This is a genomic window from Trichocoleus sp. Lan, assembly GCF_039961855.1.
In the GTDB taxonomy this organism is placed as follows: domain Bacteria; phylum Cyanobacteriota; class Cyanobacteriia; order Cyanobacteriales; family FACHB-T130; genus FACHB-T130.
In genome coordinates, this window is the sequence record NZ_JAMPKA010000007.1 from 80585 (window position 1) to 106025 (window position 25441).

Consider the following 25441-nt stretch of genomic DNA (forward strand, 5'->3'; position numbering starts at 1 on the left):
TTGCTTTTGACCAATGACCCATAACCAATGACCAATGACCAATGACCCATAATGATCGAAGTTGAAAATTTAAGCAAAATCTATGGCGCGACCCCAGCCATCCAGGATGTCACCTTTAATGTGGAACCTGGGGAAATTTTGGGTTTTTTGGGGCCGAATGGTGCCGGAAAAACAACAACCATGCGGATTTTGGCGGGATATCTACCCGCTTCCAGTGGGACTGCCCGGATTGCTGGGTACGATGTGCATGAAGATTTAATGGCGGTACGGCGGCGGATTGGATATTTACCGGAGACGCCACCTTTGTATCCTGACATGAGCGTGGAGGGATTTTTGCATTTTGTGGCGCGGCTAAAGGGGGTTCCCGGACGCGATCGCAAATCCCAAGTAAATTCAGCAATGGAACGCTGCAACCTCACCGAAAAACGCAAGGTACTCATCCGCAAGCTTTCTAAAGGCTTCCGCCAACGGGTTGGCATTGCCCAAGCGATCGTCCACGACCCACCCGCGATTATTCTAGATGAACCCACGGTTGGTCTCGACCCTCGGCAAATTATCGAGGTTCGCAACTTAATTAAAAGCCTTGCCGGTAGCCACACAATCATTCTCTCTACCCATATTTTGCCGGAAGTTAGTATGACTTGCAGCCGAGTGGCAATTATCAATCGCGGTCGGCTTGTGGCAACGAATAGCCCGGAAAATCTGGTAGCACAGCTAGCGGGCGGATCGGGCTATGAGTTGGAAATCGACGGGGATGTAGAAGCTGTGCAACATATGCTCTTAGTTTTGCCCGGAGTTCGTTTTGTCGAATCCATCCCCAGCCAGGAATTACCGCCCAATCGCACTCTTATCCGTGTAGTATCAGAACCGGGTACAGAACCGGCGCGTGATATTGCTGCGGTTTTAATTGGGGCGGGGGTGGCATTGTATGAAATGCGACGCACTCGCGCTAGTCTTGAGGACGTGTTTATCGAACTGACAACCCAAGAAAAGGTCGTCGATATGGATACGGATGAAACCGATGGCAATGGGACATCCCCTCCCTCGCCAGCAGAAGCTGCTGCCATTGTTTCCACAGATGAGCAATCTGGAGGAGTTGAATAAATGGGCGTAATTATTAGTAATATTTTGGCGATTTATCGCAAGGAATTGCAGGGCTATTTCGCTTCGCCGCTGGCATATATCGTCGCGGGTGCTTTCTGGTTTTTAGCTGGATTATTCTTCCTCACTGCATTGCAAAGTGAGAGCGATCGCGCTTTGGATATTTATTTTCAAGGACAGCAAATTGGCGCACCCGTTCCCCCCATCGATGTCGCCTATAACACCCTCCAAAGCTTTCTGGGGGCAATGTTTTTTTTATCGTTATTTATTTTGCCCATTCTCTCAATGGGGCTGTATTCCGAGGAACGCAAGCGAGGGACTTTAGAGCTATTAGCCACTTCGCCAGTCACCAACTGGGCGGTGGCGGTGGGTAAATTGTTGGGGGTAGTGACATTTTTTATCACAATGGTGCTGCCGTTGCTGGCATACGAAGCGATCGCGTTTAATGCATCAAGCCCACCCCTACCCCCAGCGGTGCCGCTATTGGGTCATGCAGCATTAATCTTGGTTGCCACCGCGATTCTTAGCTTGGGAATGTTTATTTCTTCCCTCACCGAAAGCACCATCTTGGCAGCAATTCTTACCTTTGTGCTAATTTTATGCTTCTCGCTGATCGAGCTTTTAGCGAAACTGACCGGCGGCGTTTTAGGAGAGGCATGGAATCATTTATCTTTAGTCAAACATTACAACACTTTAGTCCAAGGTGTGGTTGATACCAGCAGTTTGATTATGTTTGCAAGCTACATTATCTTAGGCGTGTTTCTGACTGCTCAATCTATCGATGCTTTACGCTATCAGCGCTCTTAAATTTACGAATGGCGAATCGCGAATGGAGTGGTTGCGATGAGAAGACCGAAGGCGTGAGATGCAAGTAGCCCACACCTTAAAGGGTGGGGCTTGCGCCTACAAAGACCGCCTTCGCGTTTTCCTGCCTCTCTATTACCTGCGTAGACAAGCTTCGTTTAGATAAGGATTCAGCCTGCGAGGAGAGATTTATTGACGGATGAACAGATCGGCACCCGCAAACCTACCATTAACGAACTGTTACCTAAGCTAAACACTTACCTAAAATCTATTGGCAGCAATTACCAATTACCAATTACCAATTACTGATTAGCCAACATGAAAACCATTAATTGGAAGTATTTAAAATATCTCTTTTTGCTTGGCCCAGTTCTGACAATTACGGGTCTAGTTGCTGGATTGGTATCCAGTAGCTGGGGTTCTGTGCCCGTAGGTTTAATCGTTGCTGGAATTGTAATTATTGGGTTATGGCTGCTATCTTTGGGCGGTTCGCCAAATGGCTTTTGGGGACGCCGGTCAACTCAGGCGGGAACCAATGCTCTAGCAGCAACGCTGGCGGTTTTGGTGATTTTGGGGCTGATTAATTTTCTGGGTGTTCGCCGTGTTGTGCGAGTGGATTTAACGGAAAATCAGCTATTTACCCTTGCCCCCCAGTCGCAGCAATTAGTGCAAAATTTATCGCAGCCAGTCAAGTTGTGGGTATTTGAAGAAAATCCGAATCCTCAAGACCAACAATTGTTGGAAAATTACCGACGATATGGCTCTCAATTTAGTTTTGAATTTGTCGATCCGCAACTGCGACCCGGACTGGCTCAAAGGTTTAACCTTCAATCTCTAGGGGAAGTTTATCTGGAATCGGAGGGACGACGAAAGCTCATCCAGACAGTGAATCCGCAGCGCGGGGAGAGCCTTTCAGAAACAGTGGTGACGAATGCGATCGCCCAAATTACGAGCGATCGCGTTGGCAAGGTTTACTTCCTCCAAGGTCACGGCGAACGTCCCTTACAAGCGGCGCAAGGAAGCATCTCTCAGGCGGTGACTAGCCTGGGAGAGAAAAGCTACACCACTCAACCCCTAGATTTGGCGAAAACTCCAGGAATCCCCCAAGATGCTGACCTCATCGTCATTGCTGGCCCCAAACGGGCGCTGTTTGCAGCTGAAGTCACCGCTTTGAGCGATTACCTGAAGCGCGGCGGTAGGCTACTGGTGATGGTAGACCGGAATACCAATCCCGGTCTGGATAACTTGCTCAAAGATTGGGGCGTGAGGCTGGATAATCGTCTTGCCATTGACTTGTCCGGCGGTCAGGCGGGACTGAGTCCGGCGGTGATTATGGTTACGCGCTACGGTCAACATCCGATTACGAAAGATTTTCAGGATGGTCGTTCTTTCTACCCGTTTGCACGACCGATTGAAGTGACTCCCATCGCCGGTATCCAGGCGACGCCTTTGCTGGTGACAAATGACCAGAGTTGGGCTGAGAGCAATCCCGAAAGCGATCGCTTGCAGTTTGACCCCCAAAGCGATCGCCAAGGGCCTTTAATTCTCGGCGTCGCCCTAAGTCGCGTCTATCCTCCCCAAAGTGTGTCTGCACCATCCCCAACTCCAACAGCGTCTCCAGGGGCGTCTCCAGGAGCAACCGCTAGCCCCGCCCCCAGTGCATCCCCAAGCCCAACAGCGACGACATCAGCTTCTCCCTCCCCATCCGCAACTACTAGCCCCAGCCCGTCCCCAACCCCGACGGCGACGACATCAGCTTCTCCCAGCCCAACTGCAACCGCTAGCCCCAGCCCGTCCCCAACCCCGACGGCGACGACATCAGCTTCTCCCGCCCCATCAGCAACCGCAAGCCCCAGCGCGTCCCCAAGTCCAACCAATTCACCGGCAAAGACGGCAAATGCTGACCAAAAGCCAGCAGAATCCCGCCTAGTTGTCCTCGGTAATTCTGATTTTGCAAGCGATGGTTTATTCGAGCAGCAACTCAATGGAGATGTATTCCTCAACTCCGTCAGCTGGTTAAGCAAACAGGATGAGCAACTTTTATCCATCCGTCCCAAAGAAGTAAAAGACCGTCGCATCAACTTGTCCCAAGACCAAGCCAATCTAGTGGGTTGGATAGCTGTGTTGATTATGCCCTTAATCGGGTTCCTTACAGCCGGACTGGTTTGGTGGTTCAGACGTTAGTAATTTCAGATTTTGGATTTAATCTAAAATCAACTCGCGTGTTGATTATGAAGCTAAAACGAACAACTTGGATTCTGATACTATTGGCGCTGAGTTTGGGGGGATTCGTTTATTTTTATGAAATTAAAGGTGCCCCCCAGCGAGAAGCCGCACAAGCAAAACAAAAGGAAATCTTTTCTTTTGAGAAAGACCAGATACAGACTTTGACAGTTAAAAGTCAGGAACAAACCTTGAAGTTTGAGCGAGTCACGCAGGAAGCTGTGGACAAGACGAGTATTTCTCAATGGCAGATGAAAGCGCCCAGTGACGTCCCAGCCAGCGATCCATCTGTTTCATACCTGCTAAATTTACTGGTAGATGGCAAGAGCGATCGCACCCTCTCCATCTTCCCTAACCAGCTACAAGAATATGGACTCGACAAACCCCAAGCGACGGTAGAAGTAAGGCTAAATAATCAGCAAACTCATCAGATAATTTTGGGTAAGCCTAACTTCAATAGTAGTTTCTTGTATGCTCAAGTTGACCCCCCCGCCCAGACCCCTCAGCAGCTAGAGGTGCTTTTAGTACCGATAGACTTTGAGTATGGTGTAAAACGCCCTTTGTCAGAATGGAAAGCCAAGGAAACAGTTCAAAAAGATAGTCCGGATAAAACCTCTGACAAAGCAATACCGTCTCAGTCACCTCAGCCCAGTCCCTCTTCTTCTCCAGAAAGTAAGAAAGATACTCCCGGCAAACCATCAGACAAAGCAACACCATCTAAGCCAGATAATCCTAATCCTTCTCCGTCTCCAAAAAATACTAAAAACGGAACTTCTCAAAAAGCAACACCAACACCATCTAAGTCACCTCAGCCCAGTCCTTCTCCTTCTCCAGCAATCAAAAAAGCAACACCATCTAAGTCACCTCAGCCCAGTCCTTCTCCTTCCCCAGAAATCAAAAAAGCAACACCAGCTAAGTCACCTCAGTCCAGTCCCTCTCCTTCCCCAGCGATCAAAAATGTAACACCATCTAAGCCACCTCAGCCCAGCCCATCTCCCTCTCCAAAAAAATAGTGAAAACGCGACTTCAAAAACAGAAAAACCTAAAAAGCCAGATAATTCCAACCCCTCTCCCTCACCATGAACAGCCCCACCGCAACGCTGCTAGTTTCCTGCCCCGATCAAAGGGGACTGGTGGCAAAAATAGCCAATTTCATCTACTCTAACGGCGGTAATATTATTCATGCCGATCAGCATACTGATTTTGCTGCTGGACTATTTCTCACTCGCATTGAATGGCAATTAGAAGATTTTAATTTGCCGCGAGAGTATATTGCTCCAGCGTTTAACGCGATCGCGCAACCTTTACAAGCCAACTGGCATCTGCACTTTTCCGACACAGTACCCCGTATTGCCATCTGGGTAAGCAAACAAGATCATTGTCTCTTTGACCTCATTTGGCGTCACAGAGCAAAAGAATTCTCCGCCGAAATCCCATTAATTATCAGCAACCATCCCGATTTACAAGATGTAGCCGCTCAATTTGACATCGACTATCATCACATTCCGATTACCAAAGAAACAAAATCACAGCAGGAAGCCAAACAATTAGAATTACTGCGGCAATACAACATTGATTTAGTTGTGCTGGCAAAATATATGCAAATCGTCAGCCCTGATTTTATTAGTCAATTTCCGCAAATTATTAATATTCATCACTCATTCTTACCTGCATTTGTAGGAGCTAATCCCTATCACAAAGCCTACGAACGCGGCGTCAAAATTATCGGTGCAACGGCTCACTATGTCACCGCCGACTTGGATGCAGGCCCCATTATTGAGCAAGATGTAGTGCGAGTCAGCCACCGAGATGAGGTTGACGATTTGATTCGCAAAGGCAAAGATTTAGAGCGAGTGGTATTAGCGAGAGCGGTGCGATCGCATTTGCGAAATCGCGTGCTGGTATACGGGAATCGCACAGTAGTCTTTGAGTAAGCAATATCTTACTCAAACACCATGATTTTGCTGTTTATTCTCAGATTGAGGCTTTTCAGGAAGACCGAATCTTGACTTCCGTTCTACATCTCCGATTCCTGTAGGATCGAAGCCAATCGGTACTTGATTCAATTCTGCTAATTTTTGGTCAACATAAAGAATAAACCGACTGGTTTCTGGGCGACTAAACTCATTCGGCTTTTCCGGTTCTGCACCAACTGTTGCACCAGTTGCTAAATAGCTGAGTACCTTATTTCTTAGAGAGACGTGTGCGATATATAAATCCCGGCTTGTCGTACTATTTTCATTTTGCCTAAAAATTCCCGGTAAATCACCAAAAAATATTACAGAACCAGAGGCGACAATAAAGACGTTAATCACAGCATTATTGACTCTATCCCAGCCCTTTTTACTAATAAAGAACAAACAAATTCCTGCAACTAAAGCTGAAGCCGATGTCAAGGAAATTGAGACGTAGTATTGCTGGTAAAAAAAAGTCATAATAGTCGCGTATCGATGACTTCGTGCCTGAATTTCTTCAAATTGCTGCTTTAGCCTCGTTTTTTCATCTTCTGAAGCATTTTTTATTCCTTCACTAAGTGGAGTAAAATTCTGTGTAGCTCCCAGCCATTCATTTGCCTTTTTACTCGCAGACCATTGCATTGAAAAGTAACCAATGCCAATTAGCATTAGCAAGCTACTTGTGAGCAAGAGATGTCCCAAGAGAGTTGGTTGTTGATTTGCACCAGTTTCAAAATTTTTTAAAAAGAATTGCCAGAAACGGTTTCCTTTCTGCGTTGAAATTTTTTCTTCGTTTTGTTTGATGGAAGTTGCTTCTAGCTGTTGATTGTCTAATTTATTAGTTTGTGTCATTTTTAAAACCTCTGTAAAAGTATAAGGTATTGTGCTTAAGTTACCTGTTTGAACTTGTAAATTTTGTGTTGGAGGCGATTGCATTTTTCTCGCTCTTATACTGTACAAAAGATACGATCGCGTTCCTACAAGTGGTTTCCTGGCGACCTTTTGTGCCTGAAACTGTTACGCTGGTCGTTGCTTGACAACAGTTTTAACCTGGTTTAGGTAAGAAGTCTACTGATAAAGGTAAAGAATAAGCTTGCAGCAAGTTAGCTATCCACATACAGGCAAGACCGATTGTGGTTGAATAAACAACCAGAAAGAGTAGGTAAGAAGTCTACTACCAAAGGTAAAGAATAAGCTCGCAGCAAGTTAGCTATACAGCTAGCCAGTGGCAGTGATGACTGCACTGTAAAGTTATGGGATGTCAGTACAGGTCAGGTTCTGCGAACCTTGCAAGGACATACTTATTTAGTACAGTCAATCGCTTTTAGCCCTGATGGTCGTACCTTAGCGAGTAGCAGTCACGACCAGACAGTAAAATTGTGGGATGTCAGTACGGGGCGGTGTGTCAGAACTTTGCAAGGGCACGCGAGTCAGGTTTGGGCACTTGCCTTTAGTCCCGATGGTCGCACCTTGGCGAGTGGCAGTGACGACCGAACGATAAAGCTATGGGATGTCCACACGGGTCAAGCTTTGAGAACTTTGTGGGGGTATACAAATCGAGTGCGGTCTGTTGCCTATTGACCTGGGAGTAAGATTCTAGCGAGTGGCAGTGGGGATTATACCGTGAGATTGTGGGATGTTTCGGACGGTAATTGCCTGAAAATATGCCGATACCAACTGGGTGTTGTCGGTTGCCTATAGTCCTGGGGGTAAGATTCTAGCAAGTGCTAGCTGCGATCGCACTGTGCGGTTGTGGGATGTTAGTAGCGGTGAATGTCTCCAAACCTTCCAGGGATCTCCCAATTGGGTACTGTCAGTCGCGTTTAGTCCAGATAATCAAATTTTGGCGAGTAGTAGCGATCGCACTGTCAGGTTGTGGGATGTCAGTAGCGGTGAATGTCTCCAAACCTTACAGGTGTCTACCAACTGGGTTTGGTCAGTTGCTTTTAATCCGGAAGCAAAGACTTTGGGGACTGGCAGTGGCGATCGCACTGTGCAGTTGTGGGATGTTAGTAGCGGTGAATGCCTGAAAGCTTTCCAGGGACATACCAATGGAGTTTGGTCAGTTGTCTTCAGTCCAGATGGACAAATACTCGCGAGTGCTGGGCAAGATGAAATGATTAAGCTTTGGGATGTAGCGACAGGCGAGTGCGTGAACACCTTGAGAAGTGAAAGACCCTACGAAGGTATGAATATTACTGGCGTTACAGGTTTAACAGACGCGCAGAAAGCGACCCTGAAAGCGCTGGGGGCAGTAGCGTTGGAATGATATTTTCCTCATCTTCTGCAATCCTGGGTGTAATTATATTCGCCTGTAACTCCGACTAGAAATGACTTTCTCCTAAATCGCCCTTGCCCCTCTGCCTGGAAAGCTCTGGTTTTCCGGATGGAGTGTCACAAGTTCGTATTTATATGAATAACTCCCGACGTTGATCCTTCGATTCGCTACATTGGTGTAGAACGCCATTTAGCATTCCGCCGCAAGCGGGAACCATTGTCAAAGTGGCAGCGTCTTGGAGGGTTAGGATGTTTTAACCCCTATATCCATCCATGACTCAATCGATTCCTGTATCCTGGTCAACAGCTGAAGCAACGGTTTCTCAAGCGCCGGTGCAACCTGAAAAACTGTCAAACTACGATCTAATTCTGCATTGTCAGGCGGGGCTGCGTCCTGACCGCGCTGCCTTTGCCGAACTTTTGCGCCGGTATCAGTCTCATGTCGATAAGATTTTGTACCATCTGGCTCCAGATTGGCAGGATCGGGCAGATTTAGCTCAAGAAGTCTGGATTCGGGTTTACCGCAATATTAAGCGGTTGCAGGAGCCAGTCAAGTTCCGGGGATGGTTGAGCCGGATTGCCACGAACCTGTTTTATGATGAGCTGCGTAAACGCAAACGGGTGTCTCATCCGCTGTCGTTAGATGCACCTCGCCTGATGGATGACGGCGAAATGGATTGGGAAATTGCATCTGACAATCCAAGTCCCGACGAAGACATGACGACGCGGGAATTTTATGAGCAGCTGCATGAAGCGATCGCCGATCTGCCAGAGGTGTTTCGCACTACCATCGTCCTGAGAGAAATCGAAGGCATGGCTTATGAAGAAATTGCCGAAATCACAGGTGTCTCCCTGGGAACGGTAAAATCTAGAATTGCTAGAGCGCGTCAGCGTCTGCAATCTCAGCTGCAAAACTACCTAGACGGAAATTAATCTAACTTAGGGATAGAATCTGGTTTCAGCTATTCGGTGGATTCGTACCTCCGGGGTTGCCGATTATCTTTAAAGCAGTAGGATAGCCTTCCTTGTTCGCTGAAGTGCTGCAAGGTGTGGCTTCCAAGAAACGATTTCAGATAGGTCGTGAAAAAAGGGTAGATTTTTACTGGGTGCGATCGCTTGCTAAAAACTAGACTAAGCGTAAATCGTTAAGTTCACCCTTGGTTGTCACGGATTAAGTCAGCTCCCCATTACTTGTGTTTTACTTCTTGGCAAAACAGTTAAGATTGTAATGAAATACAAGTTTCTACGTATATACTGAATGTGGCAAAGATTAGTGACTGCTCTGCTTTCCTATTGTGTGACTTGCTGGTGATGTGAAAATGACCTCTGATTTGAACAATCGTAAGGATTCTGGACAGCGGTGCCCTGCAAACGCACAAGTCTCTAAGGAGATGGATATTTTGCAACGCGATCGCTTTGAATTGCTCAGTGCCTACTTAGATAGTGAAGTAACCGCTGACGAGCGCAAACAAGTTCAGGAATGGCTTAAAAGTGACCCTAAAATGCAGTGTTTGTATACCAGACTGGTGAAATTACGCCAGGGTTTACAAACAATTCCCGTTCCAGAGTCCGAGCAATCAGCAGAACAGGCTGTTAATCAAGTTTTCGGACGCATCAACCGCCGCCGCTCCCAACGGGTTGCTGCATGGGGTGGCGCAGCGATCGCAGCTTTGTTTGTCGGCGCTTTGTCAGGAATTCTTCCGGGTAATCACTCCCTGAGTCCCCAACTAGCAAAAGCTCCCATTTCAGAGACAGCAGCAGAGCCTTTGATGGTTGCCCTGAATCATCCCGCAGTGGAGATTCCCAAAGCAGCAGTCGCGGCTCCAGAAAAATTTGTGAAGCCATCAGTAGATGGATCTGACGCCAAGGGATATCAGAATTAATCCGCTTTGACTTAGAAAATATTGAGCAATGAGTGATGAGTTTTGGAATGAACTCATCACTCATTGTTTTTTAAGCGGCTCCACCATCCAGAGGTCAGCAGAATCCCTTTTTGGCGTCTAACCCGATCAACGCTCATCAAGTAAGCCCAAGCTATTGCTAGTGGCTGCCCAGATGGTTTATAGGTCTCAATTTGATGCCGGTTATATTCATTTTGTGCCTCTGGACGGCTAGGGTCATAGCCTTCCAGATTATCCAATTTCTGTAACACAGTTGAATCGGGAAAAGTGAGTACAAACCCGTGAATTTTTGCATTGCCAGGGATCATTGCGGGATACCCTGCTGGGAGGGAAAAAAGTTCGCCGAATGCGATCGCTCTTTTTTCTTCCACCACCTTTCCAGCACAGTATCGCTCGTAATTGCACTCTCCCGGTTTCAAAGTGCCGTAAACAAAAACTTGTAAATTATTCAAAATGTACTTGCTATAGATATGTAAAAGATTGCTGCTAAAAAAATATTACTCTTACTTAACACCGTAACGTAATTTAAAATGATTTATTAACTCCTATTCTTACTCTTTTTTCACGTTCTATATCGCTAATACATATAGGCTATCGTCCTTCGAGCATGGCAACGCGATCGCTAGTGGGTTCTAAGGGCAAAGCGCAGGCTCGGCAAACACAGTTTTTAAAAAAAATATCCGCTCAATCAAAAAGGATTGTGATAAACACTGATTATCCTTAGTGCAGTTCAGCTCCTATCTGCGTAGGATGTGGATATCTTCAGCGTCAGCAAAAAACAGAAAAATTTAAATCGATAGTGTAGCCTACCGTCCAGACTATGGTGAACAGTTGTGTCAGAATATTGAGGCAAACACGATTACTAATCCAGCAGGAGTTTTTTCCGTGGAGTCCCGTTACAACCCAGCAGCAATCGAGGAAAAGTGGCAACAGACTTGGGCAGAACAAAGCTTAGATCAAACCCCCACAGATAGCACTAAGCCCAAGTTCTATGCTCTGTCCATGTTCCCCTATCCATCGGGCAGCCTGCACATGGGACACGTCCGCAACTACACCATCACGGATGTGATTGCCCGACTCAAGCGGATGCAAGGGTATCGCGTACTCCATCCGATGGGTTGGGATGCCTTTGGTTTGCCAGCCGAAAATGCCGCTATTGACCGGGGTATTGCTCCCGGAAAATGGACTTATCAAAATATTGCTCAGATGCGGCATCAATTGCAGCAGTTAGGGCTTTCAATTGACTGGAACCGCGAAGTTGCTACCTGTTCGCCGGATTATTACAAGTGGACGCAGTGGATCTTCTTGCAGTTTTTAAAAGCCGGACTGGCTTACCAAAAAGAAGCCGCCGTTAATTGGGACCCCATCGACCAGACGGTGCTGGCAAATGAACAAGTCGATAGCGAGGGCAAATCTTGGCGTTCCGGTGCCAAAGTCGAACGGAAAATGTTGCGGCAGTGGTTCCTGAAAATTACCGACTACGCCGAGCAATTGCTCAAAGATTTGGATAAATTGAGCGGATGGCCGGATCGAGTCAAGTTGATGCAGGCGAACTGGATTGGTAAATCCACTGGCGCTTACCTAGAATTTCCGATTGTCGGGTTGGATGAAAAAATTGGGGTTTTCACCACCCGTCCCGATACCGTCTATGGCGTGACTTACGTAGTGCTAGCGCCAGAACATCCTTTGACTGCCAAAGTGACAACTCCCGACCGAAAAGAGGCGGTAGAAGTATTTATCCAAGAAGTCGCCCAAGAAAGCGAATTGGAACGCACCGCAGAGGATAAGCCAAAGCGCGGTATTCCGACTGGCGGGAAGGCGATGAATCCTTTTACGGGAGAAGAGATTCCCATCTGGATTGCCGATTACGTATTGTACGAGTACGGCACTGGCGCGGTGATGGGTGTTCCAGCCCACGACACGCGGGACTTCCGGTTTGCTAAGGAGCAGAATCTCCCCATTCAGGTTGTAATTGTTCCGCCAGGGGATGATGTAGAGACGGGAAATATCGCATCTCTACAGGAAGCTTATACCGAACCAGGAATTGTGGTGAATTCAGACCAATTTAATGGGATGGATTCAATTAAAGCGAAGACAGGGATTGTTGAATACGCGGAAAAAGAGGGTTGGGGGAAAGCGCGGGTGCAGTATCGCCTGCGGGATTGGTTAATTTCGCGGCAACGCTATTGGGGGGCACCCATTCCGGCAATTCACTGTCCCAGCTGCGGTACGGTGCCGGTGCCGGATGAAGACTTGCCGGTTCGATTGCCGGAAGAGGTAGAATTCACGGGTCGCGGGGCGTCTCCGTTGGCTCAGATGGAAGCTTTTGTCAATGTCCCTTGTCCCGCTTGCGGCACCCCAGCCAAGCGGGAGACGGACACGATGGATACATTTATTGATTCGTCGTGGTATTTCTTGCGCTATCCCGATGCGAAGAACGAACAGCAAGTTTTCGACCCCGCAAAAACCAATGACTGGATGCCGGTAGACCAGTATGTGGGCGGGATTGAACACGCGATTTTGCACTTGTTATACTCGCGGTTCTTTACCAAAGTTTTGAGAGACTGCGGTCTTTTAAACTTTGACGAACCCTTCCAACGCCTGCTAACTCAGGGCATGGTGCAGGGCACTACCTACAAAAATCCTGCCACTGACAAATACATTCCAGCGGCACAGGTAGACCCAGCCGATCCAAAAGACCCAGAAACGGGCGAACCGTTGCAAGTCTTCTATGAAAAAATGTCCAAGTCGAAGTACAACGGCATCGATCCAGAGGAAGTCCTCGCCAAGTACGGGGCAGATACAGCGCGGATGTTTATCTTGTTCAAGGCACCCCCAGAAAAAGATTTGGAATGGGATGATGCCGACGTTGAAGGACAATTTCGCTTCCTCAACCGCGTCTGGCGACTGGTGGCAGAATTTGTCGCACAGAGTCCCTCTAGCTCCCCTGACAAAGGCGGGGAGATGAATAAGGGCGAAAAAGACTTGCGACGGGCAATTCACGGTGCGATTCAAGCCGTTACGGAAGATTTAGAAGGCGAGTATCAATTCAATACAGCAATTTCCGAGTTAATGAAGTTGAGCAATGCTTTAGCTGACGCCAAATGCAAAGACTCGCCAGTATATGCCGAAGGGATAGAAACTCTGATTCACTTGATGGCTCCCTTTGCCCCTCACATTGCTGAAGAACTGTGGCACACAATCGGTCACAGCGATTCGGTACACACCCAAACTTGGCCTACCGTCGATCCGGCTGCCTTGGTGGTCGATGAAATCACGCTGGTGATTCAAGTCATGGGCAAAACCCGTGGGGCGATTCAAGTGCCCGCTGATGCGAATCGGGAAGCTTTAGAACAGTATGCCCGCGAGTCAGAAGTTGCTCAGCGGTTCATCGAAGGCAAGGAAATTAAAAAGGTGATTGTAGTGCCTGGAAAGTTGGTGAATTTTGTGGTGGGTTGAAAAGAGAGGCTACGCGATCGCCCTCTTGCCATCTCGGTTCAGAAAAAGAGTGCGATCGCTATTCCATTCAATTATCAAAGCCTCCAGTCTTCTTCAATAATCCTCGTGCTTGAACTTCTCAAAGTCTTTGGGCGAAACTTGTTCTTCAGCAACTGCCTGACCAATCTTGCTTAATGCATCAACTTGATCTACGCAGTCGATAGATGTCACTAAGTTGGGATCGATATTTGGCGGTAATTTCAACTGCTCAAAGCGTTTCTTTGTAAATGAGGTTGTATAGCGGTGATAGGTAAGCAACTTGCGGTTGGAGTCATCAACCGGCTGAGGGGGAGACGTTTCAGCATTTGAGGTACCAGTTTCTAACTGTTGCATCCCGTTAATCGAGGGTACGGAAACCTCTGACAGCTCACGATTAATGTGCTGCGATCTCGGTGTATAGCCAATCAGCTTCATTAAAACGTTCTGCTCTACGTTTGCGTCTTCCATTAAGTCTCCGATTGCATAGCCCGCCCAGTTGAGCAGCGTGTATTTTTTTGCCTCACCCAACTTAATCGGCTGGTTACTGAACCCCGTACCAATTGAAATCAGCAAGAGGTTATCGGCACCCGTTTCCCAACCAATCCCATATTCTTTTTGAGTTGCTTCGACAAACAACTGAAATGATGGGTTGTTAAACATACTCACAGCACCATCAACAAATTCATACTGTTGATTGCCGATAGCAAACATATGAGGCGGGAAAAAAGTTGGTGCAGCAGAACTTGCTCGAACGATATGCCAGAGCGGAATTTCGCTATTACTCTTGAAGAATTGGTTATTTGGATGGTTAACGAAGAACCAGGCTGCATCAGTTGTTACATTCTTGGAAACAACCATCAAGAGTGTTTTCAGTTGATTCGATCCAAGCGTGATGTCACCTAGAATAGACTTTAGATTTTGCTCTAGCGGCTCTGAATCGTACTTCGACCACAGTTGACCGAGCAGCCAACGTTTAGTAAACATTTTATGAGCATCGTTATAAAAAATATCACGCAATTCTCGTGCTGACATTCCTTTAGCGAGTCCTGCGGCTAAAATTGAGCCTGCACTTGTGCCGCCAATGAAATCGAAGTAATCTGCCAAGCACTTCCAAGGGGAATTAGGTTGGTTGCAGAGTATGTCTTCTAACTTAATTAGAATTTCAGCAACGATCAATCCGCGAATACCGCCACCATCCATTGACAGTAAGCGCTTAGGTCGTTTTAAATTCAGTTTTTTCAAGGTTATTTCGTACTCCTTATTTAGTGTTTTTTTTGCAATATCTAGCAAGTAAAATGTTAAGCAATTGCGGCTTTCAATTACACATTTACACGTTTAATTATTAGCAGGTTTACAGGCAAGCTGTTTTAAACTTTACCAAAGTTTAAATTAACCGATTAAAAATGTTTGCAAATCGAATCACGTCAGCTTAAAATTTGCCTCTTGTTGCTACAAAAGACTGCTTTTTGGGATTAATTAAACAATATTTTTTGAGAGCAGTAATTAAGAATCAGTAATCGGTTTTCCTATCCACCATTCCCTGCTACCACAAGCAAGTTTCGTTGATTTGCACCGGCTTGCTGACCGCTCCTGCTATGCCAGTTGGATTAAAAGTTCGTTGAAGATGACGTGTGGCGGCGGCGCGATCGCATAAACAATCGCTGCTGCGTCCATCCTTGAGAGTGGCATCAACGCTGGAAGCGATCGCTTCGCTGGGGTCTTGAGAGCGATCGCGCTAGTTGTGGTTACAACCGCGCTCAGTTTAATCACTGGAACGCGGATGTTTTCTACATCAATCTTCTTACACGAAAGCTTGAGGTTTCTTTAGCGGTTTACCGAACCCATATCCGGGTAACGAGTGCCAGATGCAATGTTCTTGGGTGCCACCTCATCGATGCGGTCAAGTTCTTCTTGAGTTAATGTAATATCCACTGCTGCGACATTTTCCTCAAGATATTGACGGCGCTTCGTTCCAGGAATCGGCACAATGTCGTCTCCTTGGGAGAGCAACCACGCGAGGGCTAATTGACCGGGAGTAACGCCTTTTTCGACAGCAATTTCTTTTACCCGTTCCACTAGGTCAAGATTCTTGTAAAAATTTTCTCCTTGGAACCTTGGCGAAGTCCGGCGGAAATCATCCGGTGCAAGCTGGTCTGGACTGGTCAGCGTACCGGAAAGAAAGCCCCGTCCTAGAGGACTATATGGCACAAAGCCAATCCCCAATTCGCGGACTGCGGGTAGAATCTCGTCTTCTGGATCGCGGCTCCAGAGCGAGTATTCTGTCTGCAAAGCAGTAATGGGATGGATGGCATGGGCCCGTCGCAGCGTCTCAGCAGAGACTTCAGAGAGACCAATGAAGCGTACTTTACCTTGCTTTACCAGCTCTGCCATTGCCCCAACAGTTTCCTCAATCGGAACCCTTAAGTCAACTCGGTGGAGGTAGTAGAGGTCAATGTAATCAAAACCCAGGCGTTGCAGAGATGCATCACACGCTTGATGGACGTACTCAGGGCTGCCATTAATGCCGATCATGGCCTCCTTAGTGCGCTCGATGCCGAACTTAGTGGCTAGGACGACGCGATCGCGTTGGTCTGCGATTGTCTTACCAATTAGAAGTTCGTTCGCGCCATCAATTCCGTATACGTCAGCGGTATCGAGAAACGTAACACCCAGATCAAGAGCGCGGTGAAGGGTAGCGATTGACTCGGTTTCATCAGCTGTACCGTAGAACTCGGACATCCCCATACATCCGAGTCCCAGTTCCGAAACAATCAGTCCTTGGCTGCCAAGTTTCCGATTTTTCATTGTTAGCTCCTTGTTCGCTCTTTAACTCAGGGGCAATATCAAAACCAGCAGGTCAGTATCTAACGTGTCTTGCTGTATCTACTCCCAGGGATGCGATCGATCGCAGCCTTGGGAGTAGAAAATCATTCTATTGATGCCTTATCCAGCTTAGGTGATGCTGACACCACTAGATATCGATACTGGCAGCAATTCGCTTGGGTGACAGGTAAGGATAGGGAGTTTTGCCTTCCTTTTGCAACCGATGGTTCCGCTGCTCAATTTCCTCCTCTATCACATTGAGCTTCGCCTTAAACATATTGTGGATATCGGAGAACTGCTCGTTTTCTAACGGTAATTCAAACAGTGGATTCAATGACGGAGTGGTGAGCATATAGGCGAAAGAAATTTCAAAGTGAGAACTGGCAAAGCTCTGCAATGAATCCATCACGTCCTTCATCGTAATGTCGCCTTCAGTCTCAGGGACTCCGTGATACAGAGCATTGGGTCGGTTGGGAATATACGATAGGTATTGCTCTTGGGGGAAGTTCACTGCCGAGTGTTGGGCACTGACTAGGAAAATAATATTAGTCAGGGTTTTTATCAACAACTCCCGCGTCTCAATGGCAGATGGAAAACCAGGAATATCTGCACGTTTTGGATCGGAAGTTTCAGCAGCCCAAGCTTGGATGACTGGATCGGCTGCCACGGCGGCATCGTCCTTATACACAGCATTTACGATATTGCTAACGTAATCGCTATATGCGTTCCAAATCTTGAAGCCATCTTCTCGATAGTAGAAGTCTTCAACGCCGTCTGAACCCTGCTCGTCAAATCCGCGTGATTTGAGTTCTTCTGGGAAGCTCATCCCAAAAAAGTCCCAATCTTTCCATGCCTTCAGGAATATCTCCAACCCTCCGCCTGTACCAATGGCGAAGGTGGTATCAGTAAAAGGTGCAACGTAAGAAACCAGAGTCTGACGAGCAAGGTAGTTGATACCGATGGTGTCTTGGAAGTGCGGCTTCAGCAATTGACCGATCGGGTGATCTTTGGGGAAAGAATTGTGATGGCTGATGGCATAAGGTTCTGCCGCCAGGTGCGCGTAGCCTAAGTGAGAGATAAACTGGTGGTACTGGTTGTCAGCGCAAGCCACATGAAGCTTCGCCAGCAAATACTTGTTGGGATTAGGCGAGTTAGGAGTGTAAATTTCGTTTTTGCTGTCTTTGTGGCGGGTTAGTTGGATGCCCAGAATGTTAAGCCGGGACTTGCCATTTTCCAGTAGTTCCCGATATACCAACATATAGGGTGCATAGAAAACTTTATCCTTGCGCGGCGGGAGATCCTCCATATATTTGTAATCGAGGATGAACAGCCGTTTTTCTGCGATTAGCTCTGGAATAGTTTTCCCTTGCGCCGTGAGGTTCGCCAAGTCCTTGGGGATAACCGTGTCCTTCGTGCAGAGTGTAATGGTCATCGGGTTAGTCCCTTGAATTAGCTGGCGGCAGAATTCGACATCATCTTTCCAAGTTTTGGGAATGTCGTATGGCTGCTTGAGCCAGCCAGCGTAGAAGGCTGTCCAGGGGTCGCCGCCCTCCTGCTGGAGCTTCTGTACTCTTAGAGGAAATCCCACCTGCGAGTAGAGGTACTCGTGGGCACGCTCCGTAATTAATCCCAGCTTGTGCGGAGGTAGCACTTCACCCGGCGGTAGACCTTTCACCATGCGTGGCAGTTCTTCCAGTGGCACGTCACGTCTATCATCCCGACGAGGATACCGTTGATATTCATACTTTTGATCCTCGCCGCCAGCATACTGCTGCACGATTAGCAACACTTGGTTCTTGATTTCCTCCATCACATGAGTGAGAAAATCGATCGCTTTGTGCTGCTCCATCTCTTTGCTGTCGGGCAGTTTTTCCCCCGATTCCAGGTTCAGCTGCAAGGAAACAACAATCTCTCCACTCTCGGTACGCTGTAGCGGTAGCGTTTTGCGCGTTACTTCACCAGATTTCAACTCGTGCAGATCAACTTCGGCATAGCCCAGAAACTCATCTCGACCGAGGTTGGCGTCCCAAACGGTGAAACGCAGCTTGCCCTCAATGCTCACCACGTCCAAGGTGAACTTTTGTTTCCATGAGGGGTTGCAAGTCTGCAAATGAGGCTTGGATTCTTGTGGCTTTGCCTCGTCAAGCTCGATTACGACATAAGGATCGGGATTAAACCAGCCTGTTTTGTGCAAATTTTTGCCGCTAATCAGGTCAACTTCCAGCTTGCCAATACTGGGATGAAAGAACTTATCGAGTGATTTAATGGCTTCGGAGTAAGTTGTTTCCTGACCCTTGGTGATTAGACCGACAGCCAAGGGGTTGCTAACTTCACTTTGAGCAGACCAATGAACCACAGTCTCGGTCGGACTCTTGGCTGACATCTCGACAGTGGTGAGGGCACTCGTGATGGGGACACCGGGGTCGGCTTTGACCAAGGAGTATTTCAAGATGTACTTTTGGTCGTCGCGCATCTCCAGACGCTCTTTATATTCGCGCTTTGTAAGAGTCTTGAAGGAGCGGACAGCGCCGACTTCATCTTTGCCAGGGGTATCCAATTTAACCCATTCATAAATGGGCCACCATTTCATAATCTCCGGACCAAAGGATTTGAACACATCCCAGACTTTGTCGATGGGGGCGCGAACTATACCTGTTACATCTGCGTTAGGCATTTTTTTAGTGTCTTCTTTGTTTCTAGTGTCAAATTTTGATTTGATCCAGTCAAATCGCTGGTTGAACGTCTTCTCGATGGTGGCTTTGAGCTGCTGAGCATCTACCCCCTCTTGTGGGATAAAGATGTTGTCATAGTTCACCTTAGTGACGTCGGCATTGGCCTTAGTGAGCTTGACCGTACCCCTGTAGAGATTGACAGGCATTGAAGCACTCTTCGTCATCTCGTAAATTAAGGTTCGCTCTTCGTCCGAGCGAGATACGAGGGTCTCCTCCACAACACCTTTGGGGAAGATGATCTCCCTCTTATTGCCCGGTCCCATGTTCACCCCGGTGGCGTATTGTACCCACGAGACATCCTGCCAATTGCCAACGACAGCCCACAACTTATCTACGGGGCAGTGGACATCAAACTCGAAGGAACATTTAATGCCGTCTCTATTTAGAACGAAATTGGTGACTTCAGGAATGCGGGTTGGCAGAAAGTCCTCCATGATTTTGAGTGCTTGTGCCCGCTCGTCTCGGTTCTCGCTCCGCATCACGACGTCGAAAGTCAGCGACGCTTCTGGACCCGTCTCAGTGTCGTAGACACGTGCGGTAGCTTCGTAGAACGTGAACAGCACATTCGGCTCTGGGATGTCGATCTTCCATACATGGTTTTGATCGTCCTTGACAACCAGCTGTTCGCGAGTGATCCCACCCATGAACTCGAAGCGGATAATAGCTCCTACGCCGTTTTGCGGTTTCCCATTATCAGTTTCCAGTTCGGTATTCTCATGTGCGCCCAGAACTTTCTGTAACGAGAGGTAGTCGTCGAACCCTGACCAAAACTGGTTTACCGAAAGGGGTATCTTTTGGACGTTCGTTCGCGAGACGCGTTTGCCGAACTCTAAATCGTCTGTAGAATTTACGCCGGTTGATAAGGTCATGGTGATGTCTCCATAAGCGATCGCGATCGGTTGGTTATAATAGTAAAGGCCATAATTCCAGCCTTCTTGAGGAAGCTACACAACCTGTGGATTGGTTTTTGGTTTTCTTACACACTCATTTGATCGCTCCAACCAGGGACTTTAAATGTCCTTGATTAAAGGCTTAAAATACTTGATTGCTCTTCCTGTTCCTTCTCCCGTTCTGAATCCAGACTTAATTTAAAGGTCAAGCTGTCTGGGAGTAGCATTGATTTCCTAATTTACTAGGGCATCATGTGTAAACAAGAATATCCAGGCAATGAAAAATCGCGGATAAGGGTACAAAGGCAGCAAGAGCTTACCTGACTCGAAGCCACAATATCCATTAATCAGCTTATGCAAGCCTTATTTAACAAAAAATTCATAATTTAGGTAGGTACGGCTTGCGTTTAGGTAAGTTAAGTCTGGCTCCTCAAACCAGTCTGTGCAACCGAAGTTTAGGAACTTAAATGCCGAACTTAAGGATTGTGGGCGAACAACTTCCAGAAGCCAGCAACAGTATTGATTTCAGCTTTTTCAAAATTGAGCAATTAGTAAGGGTTAACTGGTTATAAATTTTAAAAGTCTTTAAGTTTAGAAAATTCTTAACTAACTTTGCTGAGCTGGTAGTCAAAATGGTAAATTATTAACTTTTATGAATTATTGGATATACTTTTATTAAGTTTTTTATAGTTAACAAAAGCTGCTGTTAACCAATCCCTCCGACTCTACAGACAATAGGCGGAACTGGGGGTTTTTATTATACTCGCCCCGCATCTTTTTAATTAAGCTTTTGTATTGGCTCTAACAATTGAGTCAGTCCGGACAGAAAAAGTAAACCCTATTTTTCCTGCTATTCTTATTTTTTTGAGATGAAACTTGAGGAAAAGTATTACACCAATAATATTTGAGCCACTTACTCTTCCAACTGATTTAAAAGTTACACGTTAGGGCGTTTGTTATTATATTTTATGTTGTCAGGAGAATAAAACGTCTATCTTCTAGCCATATCTATCGTTTATCTCAAGCTAGAGATAAGCGCGAACAGTTGTGTCAGTCCCCTGCATATCTGATTCGGGTAAATAGACTTGGCATTTTGCAGCAATAGCACAACCACTTCGTTTCCCTTGCCCGATAAATATATAGCCATAACAAATGAGCATGAAAAATTCAGTGAAACAGAAACGCAAGCGCGGCGTAATTCTAACCGCTCAAGGCTTTGAGAAACTTGTGACCGCAAAATCTGAAGCGGAAAGTTGCAAAAACTCGGACAAACATTACACCCTCGAAGCTTTAAGTCGTCGCACTGGCTTAGATTCAGATACGCTGATGAAAGTATTTGCTTGTGAAGTTGGAGTTGACAAGAGAACCTTGAGTCGCTGCTTCAGAGCTTTTGATTTAAAGCTGGAACAAAGTGATTACTGTTTAGCAGGTTCTCAGATTGAGGCGGTTGAGGAGAGAGTAGGTGCAACTGCTAATGTTCGACAAGATTGGGGCGAGATCCCTGAGTGTGGCGTTTTCGCAGGACGAGAGGAAGAACTGACAACCTTAACGCACTGGATTTTGTCGGAACGCTGCCGACTGGTAACGCTGTTAGGAATCGGCGGAATCGGAAAAACCTGTTTGTCGGTGAAACTAGGCCATCAAATTCAAGATCGATTCGAGTTTGCGATCTGGCGAAGTCTACGCAATGCTCCGCCCATCAACGAGATGCTAGCAGAGCTAATCCGATTTCTATCAAATGAGCGGGAAACTGATTTACCGGCAACGGTAGACGGGAGAATTTCGCTACTGATTCGTTATTTAAAGCTTTCTCGCTGTCTGTTGGTATTCGATAATGCTGAGACAATTCTGCACGGGGGCGATTTGCCTAAGACTTCCTGGCGCTATGGCGCTGGACACTATCGCGAAGGCTATGAGGATTATGGTGAACTTTTGAAACGGGTAGGAGAAACACCCCATCAAAGTTGCTTGGTGCTAACAAGCCGAGAGAAGCCAAAAGGAATTGGACTACTCGAAGGAGAAACTTTACCCGTTCGAGTCCTGAAACTAAAAGGCTTGCAGGTAGCACCAGTACAGGAAATATTGAGGGCGAACGGTTCTTTATGGGGTTCGCCGAGCGACTGGAGCCAGCTAATTGAATACTATGCAGGCAATCCATTAGCATTAAAAATTGTCTCGACGACGATTCATAAGTTATTCCACGGGAATATTTCTGATTTTTTAAACCAAAAAATTACAGTGTTTGGTGAGATTCGCAATCTTTTAGAGCAACAATTTAAGCGGTTGTCCGAGACGGAAAAGATAATTATTAACTGCCTCGCCCTGAGTAACCAAATCCTTTCATTTTCACAATTGCGGGAGAAGATACCGCCCTCGATCTCACCGCAAAAACTGCTAGAAGCCTTGGAATCATTGGAAGAGCGATCGCTAATCGAAAAAAAGGCTGCATTTTTCTTTTTGCAGCCTGTGGTTATGGAATTTGTAAGCGACCAATTAATCGAAGAAAAAATTACCCAAGTGCCGCTGCGAATCGTGTCTAGTGACGAGTATCCCAGATTTGCGGCTAGGAGCTAAAAGCGATCGCTAGTCGGCACCACAGAACTTGCGATCGCGGTCTACTTCCGGTTCTTGCCAGGAAAAGGCAAAATGGCTGATTGAATTGACTTGCGGTGCCCCAGCGCGGATCGCTTGCATCTGCTGTTCTAAGGACGGACGAGAATTGAACGACTTGCCCCAAGCCCCCGCTAGTACGGGTGAAACCTGAGTGCCGGGTGGCGCAAGACTCAAAACCCGCTCAACTTGCGGGACAATGCAGCTGGTGTTGCCGCAGGTTGCATAGGACATCGGATGCCATTCCATATAACTGGGAAACCGATCCCACGGTTGCACTCTCGAATCATACCCCCCTTGACCCACGGTTTGATTCCCCTCCGGGAAAAACACTGCCCCCGTGCGGATTCTTTGTCGCTGGGCGGGGAGGCTGGCTAACGCCACAAAGTCCACAACGCCTTGAGCCGCATGGGCAACACTCAGTTGCCACAACTCCCATTGCAGCCGGCCTTGGCGCTGTGAGGCGGTTGCTTTCATTTCATCGGCAACGGGGTTGCGTCCCTGCCAGAGGGGCGATCCCTCATCTGGGTAAAGTTTATCCACCCCTGCAACATCGCCAGCGCTAATGAATCCCTTGGTAATATATCGCTCGATCAGTTCTCGTCCCTTATTGTTGAGGGCGCGGTCATACAAAGCCTGTCGAGAACCATCTCCGTAAATCCATAAATCTTGGACTTTCGTTACCACGGAAGCACTTCCTGACTGGCGGGGATACCGAATGTAGTCAAACAGCACTCCATCGGGGCGGCGACGAACCACCTCTTGAACCAGCTGGTAATAGTCTCGTTTTGCTTGGGCGTTGTAAGGATCGATGAAGGCTTGAGAACCGTCCTCCGTGACCGACAAACTGGTTTTTCCCATACCATCGCGGGCTAGCGCTTGCTGCCGATCGGGTCGCTGGGAGTAGGAGTAGCCAAAGTTCATGGCGAACATCCACGCATAGACTTGCATCCCCCGTTCGCGCCCTTTGTTAATCGCTTGTGCGAGCAAGTCTACTTTCTCAGCGCCTGGAGTTCTGATGACAGAAGGCCAGGGTGTGGAGTTTTCTGCCTTAGGCAGTAGCACCTGACCGTCAGAAAAAACTTCGACATAGACCTGGTTGTAGCCCCGGTTAACCAAGCGATCCATTAATTCATCTAGTGCCCCAGGACGGATGTCACAGGGATACAGGCGCAGCCAGATTGCCTGTACGCGGGGCCAAGTTTGCTGACGACACTGCTGCAAACTCTCTGCGTGTTTTTTCAAGAGCGTTCTGTAGCGACCTTGGGAATCCGAGTTTCCCTTTACGGCTGAAACACGCAAACTTTCTTTTTGGGCGATCGCATCTGCTGAAAGTTGGCAATATGCCCTTGTTTGAGCTAGAGCAGATTGCGAACCCAAGTAAGGGTTGATAAGACTACTACTGGTCAGAACTGCTGCAACTAAACCGCGATAGACACGCTGCCAAGTTTGCGGCAATCTTAACGATGCCTGACCCACGAACTTCCTCCTAAACACCAATCTCATAGAACTGTTAGATATGTCTACCCATCAGACGAAAGGATGGAACATAAGGTGTCATCCGAACCTCTTTCGCTGGTTGAGCATCATATCAGCACTTGTCTGAGTACTTGTCAATTGACTCTATACACAGATTTACCCGCGTTTCCGGCAAATCTCTGCTTTTTAGTAGAAATAGGCACCCATAAGATCGACGATACCAACTGCCACGTCTGTTGCCATTTTGGCTTTTCAAACCAAAGCCCAAACAGGATTTCAAGATTTTATCTTCTGAAATTAAAACAAAATGGCGTAATCTGTCATTGCTTTGTCTGCGGCGCTTGGTCTGTAGCGCTTTATCTGCGGCGCTTTGTCTGCGGCGATCGCATCCGCCGTCTGTGCTGCGTGTTGCAGCGGATGCGATCGCTCCACTGGTCACGGTAAATTCACTCCATCTGCCATCATCCCCAACCGGGTCTTAGAGCAGTGGACGCGATCTCCATAAAAGCGATTAGCGATTAGCCAGTGAATGAACAGCTAACAGCTAACAACTCGCCAGCTAGTTCTTCAAGCTTCTCGTCTCAAAGCTGCTTCCACCTGCTGGAACTCTTGCTCTAAGCGAGTCTTCAGTTTTTCCGGCAGCGGACGATTCGGATAAGAGCTGTAATGCCCTGCGATTGAATTCAATGCAGTTCGCATCGTCGTGTAAGAACTCAGCTTAGCGACAGAGCTATCCCGCCGATAGCGAGAGGCAAAATCGTTAATAATCTGACGCGCTTGTGACTGAGCTGCTGCCTTGTCTGCCGAACCCTCTGGCAATTCAATTGCTGTTCTCAAACCTTGCAACAAAGCCAAGGTATCTTGGCGGTAATCTCCACTCAGTCCTAGCGAGCTGCTGGAGGAACAGCCCATCAATCCCATCGTAACTACCAAAACCAGGGCTAGGAGACGTGACCAATAACGCTTCATAAGTATTTTTTTTACCAAACGAGATGGAAATGCAAAATCAGAGTTTATCCTATCTCGAATTGGAACCCTTAGAATTTTAGATTTTAAATTTTAGAGATAAGACGTTTGGTGTAAATAAACGTAGACTCTCGATGGTTCATAGTTTAGGAATTATGGTTTGTAGGAACAATCCATAAACTTTTACCCCTCGTTACATTTAT

General features: G+C 47.2%; 20 protein-coding genes. 11 read left to right on the top strand and 9 right to left on the bottom strand.

Features of this window, described 5'->3' with window-relative positions; genetic code table 11:
- Positions 1-51 precede the first annotated feature (51 nt).
- The 5 genes from NDA03_RS08320 (at position 52) to purU (ending at position 6062) form a co-directional block, all read left to right on the top strand.
- A complete protein-coding gene (locus tag NDA03_RS08320) occupies positions 52-1104 on the top strand; it encodes an ABC transporter ATP-binding protein (RefSeq protein WP_348237802.1) in 1053 nt (350 codons plus the stop codon).
- Entirely contained in the window at positions 1105-1908 is an 804-nt protein-coding gene (locus tag NDA03_RS08325; RefSeq protein WP_190677418.1) for an ABC transporter permease, read from the top strand.
- Positions 1909-2223: 315 nt separating this feature from the next.
- Positions 2224-4089 carry a Gldg family protein gene (locus NDA03_RS08330; RefSeq protein ID WP_348237803.1) on the top strand — a complete coding sequence of 622 codons (1866 nt, stop codon included), beginning with the start codon at positions 2224-2226 and terminating at the stop codon, positions 4087-4089.
- Between the two features lie 47 nt (positions 4090-4136).
- Positions 4137-5141, top strand: coding sequence for a DUF4340 domain-containing protein (locus NDA03_RS08335; RefSeq protein ID WP_348237804.1), 1005 nt, complete (start codon positions 4137-4139; stop codon positions 5139-5141).
- 66 nt (positions 5142-5207) lie between these two features.
- A complete protein-coding gene (gene purU, locus NDA03_RS08340; RefSeq protein WP_348237805.1) occupies positions 5208-6062 on the top strand; it encodes a formyltetrahydrofolate deformylase in 855 nt (284 codons plus the stop codon).
- A gap of 12 nt (positions 6063-6074) precedes the next feature.
- On the opposite strand, the gene NDA03_RS08345 is transcribed toward purU, so the two are convergent.
- Positions 6075-7019, bottom strand: coding sequence for a hypothetical protein (locus NDA03_RS08345; protein ID WP_348237806.1), 945 nt, complete (start codon positions 7017-7019; stop codon positions 6075-6077).
- A gap of 351 nt (positions 7020-7370) precedes the next feature.
- On the opposite strand from NDA03_RS08345, the gene NDA03_RS08350 reads away from it, so the two are divergent.
- The 4 genes from NDA03_RS08350 (at position 7371) to NDA03_RS08365 (ending at position 10243) form a co-directional block, all read left to right on the top strand.
- The gene (locus NDA03_RS08350) at positions 7371-7664 is read left to right on the top strand and encodes a hypothetical protein (RefSeq protein WP_348237807.1); all 294 of its coding nucleotides are present in this window, start codon (positions 7371-7373) and stop codon (positions 7662-7664) included.
- A gap of 100 nt (positions 7665-7764) precedes the next feature.
- Positions 7765-8352: a WD40 repeat domain-containing protein gene (locus NDA03_RS08355; protein ID WP_348237808.1), complete on the top strand. Its 588-nt coding sequence runs from the start codon at positions 7765-7767 to the stop codon at positions 8350-8352.
- Positions 8353-8633: 281 nt separating this feature from the next.
- The gene (locus NDA03_RS08360; protein ID WP_190432034.1) at positions 8634-9293 is read left to right on the top strand and encodes a sigma-70 family RNA polymerase sigma factor; all 660 of its coding nucleotides are present in this window, start codon (positions 8634-8636) and stop codon (positions 9291-9293) included.
- Positions 9294-9679: 386 nt separating this feature from the next.
- Positions 9680-10243 carry a Fis family transcriptional regulator gene (locus NDA03_RS08365; RefSeq protein ID WP_242030352.1) on the top strand — a complete coding sequence of 188 codons (564 nt, stop codon included), beginning with the start codon at positions 9680-9682 and terminating at the stop codon, positions 10241-10243.
- A gap of 56 nt (positions 10244-10299) precedes the next feature.
- Here the strand turns inward: NDA03_RS08365 and NDA03_RS08370 are convergent, their stop codons facing one another.
- A complete protein-coding gene (locus tag NDA03_RS08370) occupies positions 10300-10713 on the bottom strand; it encodes a gamma-glutamylcyclotransferase (RefSeq protein WP_190526719.1) in 414 nt (137 codons plus the stop codon).
- Between the two features lie 433 nt (positions 10714-11146).
- On the opposite strand from NDA03_RS08370, the gene leuS reads away from it, so the two are divergent.
- Positions 11147-13720: a leucine--tRNA ligase gene (gene leuS, locus NDA03_RS08375; RefSeq protein ID WP_348237809.1), complete on the top strand. Its 2574-nt coding sequence runs from the start codon at positions 11147-11149 to the stop codon at positions 13718-13720.
- 93 nt (positions 13721-13813) lie between these two features.
- Here the strand turns inward: leuS and NDA03_RS08380 are convergent, their stop codons facing one another.
- From NDA03_RS08380 to NDA03_RS08395, 4 genes are all read right to left on the bottom strand, one after another.
- Positions 13814-14980: a patatin-like phospholipase family protein gene (locus tag NDA03_RS08380; RefSeq protein ID WP_348237810.1), complete on the bottom strand. Its 1167-nt coding sequence runs from the start codon at positions 14978-14980 to the stop codon at positions 13814-13816.
- Positions 14981-15331: 351 nt separating this feature from the next.
- Complete coding sequence (locus NDA03_RS08385; protein WP_348237811.1) at positions 15332-15508, bottom strand: hypothetical protein; 177 nt, start codon at positions 15506-15508, stop codon at positions 15332-15334.
- Positions 15509-15562: 54 nt separating this feature from the next.
- Positions 15563-16543 carry an aldo/keto reductase gene (locus NDA03_RS08390; protein WP_348237812.1) on the bottom strand — a complete coding sequence of 327 codons (981 nt, stop codon included), beginning with the start codon at positions 16541-16543 and terminating at the stop codon, positions 15563-15565.
- Between the two features lie 166 nt (positions 16544-16709).
- Positions 16710-20162, bottom strand: coding sequence for a lipoxygenase family protein (locus NDA03_RS08395; protein WP_348237813.1), 3453 nt, complete (start codon positions 20160-20162; stop codon positions 16710-16712).
- A 1248-nt stretch (positions 20163-21410) separates the two neighbouring features.
- On the opposite strand from NDA03_RS08395, the gene NDA03_RS08400 reads away from it, so the two are divergent.
- Positions 21411-22757 (top strand): NB-ARC domain-containing protein, encoded by a 1347-nt coding sequence (locus tag NDA03_RS08400; protein ID WP_348237814.1) that lies wholly within the window; start codon positions 21411-21413, stop codon positions 22755-22757.
- 9 nt (positions 22758-22766) lie between these two features.
- Here NDA03_RS08400 and NDA03_RS08405 read toward each other — a convergent pair whose 3' ends face one another.
- The 3 genes from NDA03_RS08405 to psb27 form a co-directional block, all read right to left on the bottom strand.
- Positions 22767-24299, bottom strand: coding sequence for a family 10 glycosylhydrolase (locus tag NDA03_RS08405; protein WP_348237815.1), 1533 nt, complete (start codon positions 24297-24299; stop codon positions 22767-22769).
- 270 nt (positions 24300-24569) lie between these two features.
- Positions 24570-24704 (bottom strand): hypothetical protein, encoded by a 135-nt coding sequence (locus NDA03_RS08410; protein ID WP_277877665.1) that lies wholly within the window; start codon positions 24702-24704, stop codon positions 24570-24572.
- A gap of 135 nt (positions 24705-24839) precedes the next feature.
- Positions 24840-25241 carry a photosystem II protein Psb27 gene (psb27, locus tag NDA03_RS08415; protein WP_190414987.1) on the bottom strand — a complete coding sequence of 134 codons (402 nt, stop codon included), beginning with the start codon at positions 25239-25241 and terminating at the stop codon, positions 24840-24842.
- Positions 25242-25441: the final 200 nt, after the last annotated feature.

Bases quoted from the DNA above. Each gene is read 5' to 3' on its own strand.
- NDA03_RS08320 (WP_348237802.1), top strand. From the start codon at position 52: ATGATCGAAGTTGAAAATTTAAGCAAAATCTATGGCGCGACCCCAGCC.
- NDA03_RS08325 (WP_190677418.1), top strand. From the start codon at position 1,105: ATGGGCGTAATTATTAGTAATATTTTGGCGATTTATCGCAAGGAATTG.
- NDA03_RS08330 (WP_348237803.1), top strand. From the start codon at position 2,224: ATGAAAACCATTAATTGGAAGTATTTAAAATATCTCTTTTTGCTTGGC.
- NDA03_RS08335 (WP_348237804.1), top strand. From the start codon at position 4,137: ATGAAGCTAAAACGAACAACTTGGATTCTGATACTATTGGCGCTGAGT.
- purU (WP_348237805.1), top strand. From the start codon at position 5,208: ATGAACAGCCCCACCGCAACGCTGCTAGTTTCCTGCCCCGATCAAAGG.
- NDA03_RS08345 (WP_348237806.1), bottom strand. From the start codon at position 7,019: ATGCAATCGCCTCCAACACAAAATTTACAAGTTCAAACAGGTAACTTA.
- NDA03_RS08360 (WP_190432034.1), top strand. From the start codon at position 8,634: ATGACTCAATCGATTCCTGTATCCTGGTCAACAGCTGAAGCAACGGTT.
- NDA03_RS08365 (WP_242030352.1), top strand. From the start codon at position 9,680: ATGACCTCTGATTTGAACAATCGTAAGGATTCTGGACAGCGGTGCCCT.
- NDA03_RS08390 (WP_348237812.1), bottom strand. From the start codon at position 16,543: ATGAAAAATCGGAAACTTGGCAGCCAAGGACTGATTGTTTCGGAACTG.
- NDA03_RS08395 (WP_348237813.1), bottom strand. From the start codon at position 20,162: ATGACCTTATCAACCGGCGTAAATTCTACAGACGATTTAGAGTTCGGC.
- NDA03_RS08405 (WP_348237815.1), bottom strand. From the start codon at position 24,299: ATGAGATTGGTGTTTAGGAGGAAGTTCGTGGGTCAGGCATCGTTAAGA.
- psb27 (WP_190414987.1), bottom strand. From the start codon at position 25,241: ATGAAGCGTTATTGGTCACGTCTCCTAGCCCTGGTTTTGGTAGTTACG.